This window comes from uncultured Leptotrichia sp., from assembly GCF_938036635.1.
Classification (GTDB): Bacteria; Fusobacteriota; Fusobacteriia; order Fusobacteriales; family Leptotrichiaceae; genus Leptotrichia; species Leptotrichia hongkongensis.
Map to the genome: position 1 here is coordinate 1 of NZ_CALHQO010000296.1, position 8,576 is coordinate 8,576.

Below are 8,576 nucleotides of genomic sequence, written 5' to 3' on the forward strand. Positions count from 1 at the left end.
AATATAAAAAGAAAGGGAATTTTTAGAATGAGTGAAGTAAATAATAATTATGAAAAAGAAGTTCAAGAGATAATTGATATTATGGAAGATAAGAAAGCGCAGGATATAAAGGTATATGATATGAGAGGAAAATCTCCATTTTTTGATTATTCAATTTTATGTACTGGTAGTTCTTCTAGAAATATTGAGGCAATAGCAACTGATATAAAGAAAAGCCTTGAGAATGTAAAAAGCGTGGAAGGGCTTGATGAGGCAAACTGGGTTTTAATTGATGCTGGGGATTTGATTATTAGTGTGTTTAGCAAAGATGCAAGAGAATACTACAGATTAGATGATTTTTATAATGGGGTAAATGAAAAAAATAGAGAAATTAGCAAAAACGATGGGGAATAGATACTTATTTTAATGAAATAATGTGTTTTTGGAAGTTTAATTGAGGGAAAATGTAATAAAATATGAAGAGGAAAATTATGAGAGAATTAGATAAAAAAGAAAAAAATGTACGATTTATAGTTTTTCTTGTTCTTGTAGGAGCAGTTTTTTTACTATTGGTAGCACGATTGTTTACATTACAGATATTAGATGCATCTCAGTATGCGGAACAGGCGTTACAAAATAGAATCAGAACCAATGTAATAAAGGCTACACGTGGAGAAATTTACGATAGAGAAGGGAAATTACTTGCGAAAAATGCAACAGGTTATCAAGTAATTCATTCACATACGCAACCATTAAGCCCAAAAGATGTAGCATTATTAAAAGAAATAAAGAATATGACGCAAGAACAGATAGATGCGAGACTTTCTCAAGAACGAAAAGCGGTTGCAGAACGTATAAAGGAAACAATAGGCGATATAAACAAAATAAGTCAGATAACAGGTTATCAAGTTGATTATTTGATTGACAGATTTTTTAAGCAGCAAAGAATGGGAACAGATAAAAAAATTCTTGTTATTGAAGATTTAGAAAAACAAGTTGCATTAAGAGCAATTGAAAAAATTGATAATGATAGAATTGATATTGTAGAGTATAACAAGAGATATTATCCTGAAGACTCTCTAGCTTCGCATGTGATTGGGTATGTAAAGCCAATCAGTGAAAAGGAATTTAAGGATTTGGAAAAAGAAGGTTACAGAAATAGTGACTTGATTGGAAAAAAAGGTGTAGAGCGTTCATATGATAAGGAAATGAAAGGTCAGGATGGAAAGGAAAATGTCGAAGTTGATGCAAAAGGAAATGTTATAAGACAAATGGAAACAACTGAAAGTGTCGCTGGAAAAAATGTCTATTTATCACTTGACTTGGAATTACAAAAATATATGACAGATGCCTTTACAGGAAAAAGTGGAGTATTTATTGCAATGGAGGCAAAAACTGGGAAAATTATTGCATTTGTAAGTAATCCTGAAATCAGTTTGAATTTATTGAGTTCAAGAATACCTGACAATCAGTGGAATGAACTAGTAAATTCAAAAGCTAAGCCACTTGTAAATAAAGGTATTGCTGGACTTTATCCTCCAGGATCTACTTTTAAAGCGATAACTGGAATGGGTATCTTAGAATCAGGTATTTCACCATATGCAACAGTAACTTCAACAGGACAATACCGATATGGGAAATTAATATTTAGAGATTCTCATAAATATGGACATGGAGTAACTAACTTTGCAAAATCTATTGAACAATCTGTAAATACATATTATTATGTTTTCTCTCAAAAAGCTGGAGTAGAGAAGATAGTAAAATATGCAAAAGAATTTGGAATAGGGTCTAAAACTGGAATTGATATTCCGGGAGAACTAGCTGGAACTTTACCAAGCCCTGAATGGAAGAAAAAAAGATTTAAGAAGAAACAGGATCAGCGATGGCTACCTGGAGATTTGATAAATATGTCGATAGGACAAGGTTATTTGCTTGCAACTCCTATTCAAATTGCTTCTGCCTATCAGGCTATCGCAAATAATGGAGTTCAGTTAAAACCTACAGTTGTGGACAGATTTGTAACTTATTCAGGAAAAGTTGAAAATAATGCGCCAAAAGTTGTTAGAAAACTAAATGTAAGTTCAAAAAACTTAAAATTAATGCAAAATGCCTTAAGATTGCCTGTAAGCGGTTATGGAGGAACTGCAAAACTGTTAAGAATTGGAGGCTATCCAGTTTCTGCAAAAACAGGAACTGCACAAAATACAGGATTTGTAGATAATCACTCATGGATTGCGGGATATTTTCCATCAGATAATCCTCAAATTGTATTTGTGTCCATTGTAGAAGGTGGAGGATATGGAGGAGTAACTTCAGGATCTATGGCACAGAAATTTATATACAAATATAGAGATAAATATGTTATAAAAAAAGCTCAAGCAGAAATGCAGAAAAAAAGAGAGGAAGAAGAAAAGAAAAAACAGCAAGCAAATAATAAAAATTTAGCAAAAAGATAAAATAAGGAGGTGTTTACTAAATGTCAGAAAAAGAAAAAAATGAGTTTGGAAATCAAACTTTTAAAAGAAACTTTTCTAAAAAAGAAGATATTAATAAAATAAAATCTGGAATGAAAAGATTTAGAAGAAAAAACACGAATCGAAGACATTTAGATGAAAAAAATGAAGTACGTTATATTCCAAGAGTAAACGACAGGAATAGACATATAGACAAGGAAGTGGATGGAAAAGAAGAGAAGATGTATGTAATTCCACTTGGAGGTATTGAGGAAGTTGGTAAAAATATGACAGCTTTTCAATATAAAGATGAAATTATTGTAGTGGATGCAGGACTTACTTTCCCAGAAGATGAGCATTTGGGAATAGATGTTATAATTCCAGATTTTTCATACTTAGAATCAAATAGACACAAAATAAAAGGTTTACTTTTGACACATGGACATGAAGATCATATAGGAGCAATCCCTTATTTTTACCAAAAATTAGGGACAGAAAATATACCAATGTATGGTGGAAGACTGACACTTGCTCTTGCAAAAGCAAAATTTGAGAAAAAAGATGCAAAATTACCAAAAGAAAAAGTAATTAGCGGGAGAACAATCTTAAAAGTGTCAAAATATTTTACAGTTGAATTTATAAGCGTGACACACAGTATTGCAGACTGTTATGCAATTTGTATAAAGACTCCGGCAGCAACGATTCTACATTCTGGAGATTTTAAGGTAGACTTAACGCCTGTTGATGGAGAAGGATTTGATTTTGGAAGATTGGCTCAGTTAGGTGAAGAAGGTGTAGATTTATTGCTATCGGATAGTACAAATGCACAAATTCCTGGATTTACACCATCAGAAAGAACAGTTGGGGAAAGCTTGAAAGATGAATTTGCAAAGGCTGATGGAAGAATTATTTTAGCTGCATTTGCTTCACATGTGCATAGATTACAGCAAATTGTAAATATTGCATTAAAACATGGAAGAAAAATTGCAATTGACGGAAGAAGCATGGTAAAAATCTTTGAAATCTGTTCAAATCTTGGATATTTGAAAATACCAAAAGATATAATGATTGACATTGATAAAGTTGAAACTTATCCAGCAAATAAAGTACTTATCTTGTGTACTGGAACACAGGGAGAACCGCTTGCAGCTCTTTCAAGAATTGCAAATGGAACACATAAGCATATTTCTTTAAGAGAAGGAGATACAGTTGTAATTTCAGCAACACCTATTCCTGGAAATGAAAAAGCGGCAACTAAAAATATAAATCAGCTTATGAAACGTAATGCAGATGTTGTATTTGAAAAAGGAATCGGAATTCATGTATCAGGACATGGATGCCAGGAAGAACAGAAACTTATGTTAAATCTAGTAAAACCTAAATTTTTCCTTCCTGTACATGGAGAATATGCAATGATAAAAAAACATAAGGAATTGGCAATTGCAGTAGGAGTACCTGAAAAAAATGTTATTTTATCAGAGAATGGAGCAAAACTGGAATTGTCGAAAACTAAATTCAGAACAGCAGGAAAAGTTCCTAGTGGTGCGACATTTATCGACGGATTTGGAATCGGGGATATCGGGAATGCTGTATTGAAAGATAGACAAAATCTAGCAGATGACGGAATAGTTATTATTTCGATTTCTCAATATAGAAATGGTAAGTTTAATAAGCAAGTTGAGCTTGTAACACGTGGTTTTGTGTATAATAAAGATGCAGAAAGCTTATTATCAGAAACAAAAGAGCTGATTAAGATGGAGCTTAGCAGCATGGAAAATGAAGGAATAAAAGAGATTGGTAAGATTAAACAGAGAATAAGAGCGAAAATAGGAGAGTTTCTGAATAAAGAAACAGATAGAGAGCCTATTATTTTACCAATTATAATGGAGGTTTAGAATGATACAGCTTTCAAGTAAAGAGAGAGCTTTTTTAAAGAAATTGGCACATAACTTGGATCCGATTGTAAGAATTGGAAAGGATGGAATTGATGAAAATGTGTTAAAGTCAATTGCAGAAGTTGTGAAAAAAAGAGAATTAATAAAAGTAAAAATATTGCAAAATTCATCGATTGAATTTAATAGGGAAATGGGAGATGAAATTGCTCAGAAAACAAAATCAGTTTTTGTAGATAAAATAGGAAAAGTACTAATATTTTTTAAGCCTAAAAATAAAAAGGATGCAAAAATTACACCTGAATTTAATGAGTTTAAAAAAAGTAAAAAAATAAAATAAAAAGAAAGTATAGAGGAAAAATAAATGAGTGGAGGAATACTGTTTGGAAATAGACTGCTTGATGTTGCAGCAATTTCGTGCTTTTTAGCACAGTTTTACAAAGTTTTTTTTCCTGTATTCAAGGGGCAGAAACCTCAGTGGGCAAGACTTATCCAAACTGGCGGAATGCCAAGTTCTCACGCTTCGACGGTTGTTTCCCTTGTAACAGGTGTATTTTTATTAAAAGGATTTAGTTCGATTGAATTTGCAATTTCAATGGTTTTTGCTGGGATTGTCTTGTATGATGCAACAGGAGTGAGGCAACAGGCAGGGAAACATGCTAGAGCTCTAAATACACTAGTAGATGCCATTGAACATCATGAAGGCATAGAAATAATTAATGAAAAATTTAAAGAACTTTTAGGACACACGCCAGTAGAGGTATTTTGGGGAAGTGTTCTAGGAATTGTGATTGGACTTTTGTTTAAAGGCTATATATTAGGATAGATATTAAATCGCAGTTATTAACTTAGCTGTGATTTTTTTGTAAAAATTTGAAAAATAGCTTAAAATATGGTAGAATAAATAGATTTATTAAATATATAAGCTGTTAAATATAGAGTAGTTTTACTATATTTTTGGCAAATATGATTTTAGTAATAAAAAATAAATAGAAAAATAAGAGATTTGTTTTATTATATACTCAAATTCCTTTTGATGCTAAGCCAATGAAAAAAGGCAATATAAAAGCAACATAACTTTTGGATTTGGCTTTAAATTAGTATTATTAGGAGCTATCTTTTATTTAGAGAACTAGAAAGAGAAAGTAATGAAAAAAAGATTGGATTTAATCCTAGTAGAAAGGGAATTTTTTGAAACAAGGGAAAAAGCCAAACGGGAAATAATGGTGGGAAATGTCATTGTAAATGACCAAGTTGTAACAAAGGCTGGAACAATATTTAAAGACAATGATGAACTGAATATCCGGATAAAAGATAAGTTGAAATATGTAAGCCGTGGTGGACTGAAATTGGAAAAAGCCATAAAAACTTGGGATTTGGATTTTAGTGATAAATTGGTGCTTGATATTGGAGCGTCTACAGGCGGATTTTCAGATTGTGCATTGCAGAATGGAGCAAAGCGTGTATATAGCGTCGATGTTGGTAAAAATCAGCTTGATTGGAAACTAAGAAATGACGATAGGATAGTCTCGCTTGAAGAAATGCATATAAAAGACTTGAAAGAAGAAGATATTGAAAATCAAAAGGTTAATTTTATTGTAATAGATGTCTCTTTTATTTCCCTAACGAAAGTTATTCCTTATTTTGAGAAGTTTCTTGCTAAAGATGGAAAGGCTGTAATGCTAGTTAAGCCACAATTCGAAGTTGGAAGAGAAAAAATAGGAAGAAATGGTGTTGTGGAAAATGAGGAATATCACGATGAAGCCATAAAAAAAATAATTCACTTTTCAAAAGAATATGGATACGAGCTAATTGGCGTTGAAGATTCTCCAATAAAAGGGGCAAAGGGTAATAAGGAGTTTTTAATGTTGCTAAAATTTCCGTAAAAAGCAGTTTTAGTAAAAAAACAACAAAATACATGTTTAAAATTAAATGCAAAATTTATTATAAAAATATATTTTTATAATTGTTAAAATACATTATTAGGAGGAAAAATGAAAAAGAACAAAATAATGCAGGCAGTATTAGGACTTATATTGGTAAGCATGCCTTTATTTGCAGCTACCACTATAATAAAAACAACAAGGAATGACAAGAATACAAGTGCTGGATATTCAAAAGACACAACAGAGTTGAACAGAATTGTGGATGTAATAAATATTATTGAAAACAATTATGTTGGAAAGGAAGAAACTCCAAGCAAAAAGGAACTTTATGAAGGAGCTGTTGCAGGAGTTGTAAATAGTCTGAAGGATCCTTATTCAGAATACTTGTCTAAAGCTGATTTAGCAGACTTTTCTGAAGATATGGAAGGAGAATATGTTGGAGTTGGAATGAGCATAAGCAAGAAAAAAGGGGAAGCTCTTGAAGTTGTTTCACCATTTATCGGAAGTCCAGCTGAAAAAGTAGGAATAAAAATAAAAGATAGAATTATAAAAGTTGACGGGAAAGATATTCTTCCACTTACAGCAAATGAAACTGTAAAACTTCTGAAAGGTAAGGAAGGGACAAAAGTCGATGTAGAAGTAGTTAGGGAAGGTAAAAAGGAGCCAATGAAATTTACGTTGACAAGAGCTAAAATTAAACTGGAAATGGTTGAAAGCAAAATGCTTGAAAATAACATTGGTTACGTGAGTCTTTTAAGATTTGGAAATCACGTTGGAGCAGAAGTTGAAAAAGCTATTAAAGATTTACAAGCTAAAGGAATGAAAGGATTAATATTAGATTTACGTTCTAATCCAGGAGGTTCATTACAAGAAGCGCAGGATATTTCTTCACTTTTTGTAAAAGAAGATTTAATCGTTTACTTAAAGTATAAAAATGGACAACAAAGAAATTATAACAGAACTTCAAAAAATCTAGGTAATTTTCCATTAATCGTATTAACAAATAAAGCAAGCGCAAGTGCTTCTGAAATTGTTACAGGTGCAATTAAAGATTACAAACGTGGTACAATCATTGGAGAAAAAACATTTGGAAAAGGAATCGTTCAGCAAGTTATACCTTTGAGAACAGAAGATGCCATAAAACTTACTATTGCTCAATACTTTACACCAAAAGGGAACTACATTCATGAAAAAGGAATTGAGCCTGATATAGAAGTAAAAATGGAAGAACTGCTTGCATTAAAAGGGTATGCAAACGACAGTGAACAAGCTAGAAAAAATAGAGAAAAAGAAATAGAAGATATTATTATAAAAGATAAAGGTAAAGAAGAAGCCGCTAAAATTATTTCAGCTGGAGATGTTCAGTTAAAAAGAGCAATTGAAGAAATGAATAAAAAAATAAGTGGAACAGGAAAAAGAAAATAGCCGTTATCAAAATTAATAAAAGAAATTAAAATTAGGAGAAATATATGTTTTATGTTGTTGGTACACCAATTGGAAATTTAGAAGACATAACTTTTAGAGCGATAAAAGTTTTGAAGGAAGTTGATTATATTTTTGCAGAAGATACAAGAGTCACTAAAAAACTTCTTTCTCATTATGAAATCGAAAAAACGGTGTACCAATACCATGAACATAATAAACTTCATCAAATTACAAATATCATTAATCTTTTAAAAGATGAAAAAAAAATTGCACTTGTAACAGATGCTGGAACGCCGTGTATTTCAGATCCAGGCTTTGAGTTAGTAAATGAAATTTTAAAAGCTGAAATAAAAGTCGTTGGAATACCAGGAGCTTCATCAATTGTTACAGGTGCAAGTATTTCAGGGCTGGATATGCGAAGAATGGCATACGAAGGCTTTTTACCAAAGAAAAAAGGCAGACAGACACTTTTCAATAAATTAAAGGAAGAAGAACGAACAATTGTAATTTTAGAATCCCCCAACAGAATTTTAAAAACTTTAAAAGATATAAAAGAATATCTTTGGGATTTTTGAAATGGAAAAACTTTTGAATGAAAAAAACATTATCTATAACTTTCAAAAATTTAGAAAAAGTGACATTACCTCAATTTATCCATAAATTAGTTTTAAACGATTTTTTCATTTTAGGTAGGAAAATTTTAATGACAAACTTGCCCCTTTTATGTTCTTCATAATATTTCTGTTCAAAATTTTAAAAAGTTATATTTCTTTTTAGAAATTTCTATATGCAAATTTGAATTTTTATTTAAATTATGCTATAATTACTTAATTTACATTTAAGGAGATTGACTTTGATTCATAAAAAATATTAATTTATAGACTTTTGCATCTTAGAAAACTCATATTTCTTATTTATATCAATGAAGTTAATAAGAT

General features: G+C 31.1%; 7 protein-coding genes and 1 pseudogene. All 8 read left to right on the forward strand.

Going from position 1 to position 8,576, the window contains the following annotated elements; translation table 11 throughout:
* Window positions 1–393, forward strand: a 393-nt coding sequence (gene rsfS / locus Q0370_RS05950) for a ribosome silencing factor (protein WP_299573384.1), incomplete at its 5' end; no start/stop codon positions are given.
* Window positions 394–470: 77 nt separating this feature from the next.
* Complete coding sequence (gene mrdA, locus Q0370_RS05955; RefSeq protein ID WP_299573387.1) at window positions 471–2,438, forward strand: penicillin-binding protein 2; 1,968 nt, start codon at window positions 471–473, stop codon at window positions 2,436–2,438.
* Window positions 2,439–2,458: 20 nt separating this feature from the next.
* Window positions 2,459–4,330, forward strand: coding sequence for a ribonuclease J (locus Q0370_RS05960; protein WP_299573389.1), 1,872 nt, complete (start codon window positions 2,459–2,461; stop codon window positions 4,328–4,330).
* A 1-nt stretch (window position 4,331) separates the two neighbouring features.
* Window positions 4,332–4,667 carry a ribosome assembly RNA-binding protein YhbY gene (gene yhbY, locus Q0370_RS05965; RefSeq protein WP_147004802.1) on the forward strand — a complete coding sequence of 112 codons (336 nt, stop codon included), beginning with the start codon at window positions 4,332–4,334 and terminating at the stop codon, window positions 4,665–4,667.
* Between the two features lie 24 nt (window positions 4,668–4,691).
* The gene (locus tag Q0370_RS05970; protein ID WP_147004803.1) at window positions 4,692–5,153 is read left to right on the forward strand and encodes a divergent PAP2 family protein; all 462 of its coding nucleotides are present in this window, start codon (window positions 4,692–4,694) and stop codon (window positions 5,151–5,153) included.
* 322 nt (window positions 5,154–5,475) lie between these two features.
* Window positions 5,476–6,213: a TlyA family RNA methyltransferase gene (locus tag Q0370_RS05975; protein WP_299573394.1), complete on the forward strand. Its 738-nt coding sequence runs from the start codon at window positions 5,476–5,478 to the stop codon at window positions 6,211–6,213.
* 108 nt (window positions 6,214–6,321) lie between these two features.
* On the forward strand, window positions 6,322–7,638 hold the full coding sequence (locus Q0370_RS05980) for a S41 family peptidase (protein ID WP_147004805.1): 1,317 nt from the start codon (window positions 6,322–6,324) through the stop codon (window positions 7,636–7,638).
* A 44-nt stretch (window positions 7,639–7,682) separates the two neighbouring features.
* Window positions 7,683–8,189 (forward strand): annotated as a pseudogene (gene rsmI, locus Q0370_RS05985) (16S rRNA (cytidine(1402)-2'-O)-methyltransferase); the annotation flags it as partial.
* Window positions 8,190–8,576 lie beyond the last annotated feature (387 nt).

Bases quoted from the DNA above. Each gene is read 5' to 3' on its own strand.
- yhbY (WP_147004802.1), top strand. From the start codon at position 4,332: ATGATACAGCTTTCAAGTAAAGAGAGAGCTTTTTTAAAGAAATTGGCA.
- mrdA (WP_299573387.1), top strand. From the start codon at position 471: ATGAGAGAATTAGATAAAAAAGAAAAAAATGTACGATTTATAGTTTTT.
- Q0370_RS05970 (WP_147004803.1), top strand. From the start codon at position 4,692: ATGAGTGGAGGAATACTGTTTGGAAATAGACTGCTTGATGTTGCAGCA.
- Q0370_RS05980 (WP_147004805.1), top strand. From the start codon at position 6,322: ATGAAAAAGAACAAAATAATGCAGGCAGTATTAGGACTTATATTGGTA.
- Q0370_RS05960 (WP_299573389.1), top strand. From the start codon at position 2,459: ATGTCAGAAAAAGAAAAAAATGAGTTTGGAAATCAAACTTTTAAAAGA.
- Q0370_RS05975 (WP_299573394.1), top strand. From the start codon at position 5,476: ATGAAAAAAAGATTGGATTTAATCCTAGTAGAAAGGGAATTTTTTGAA.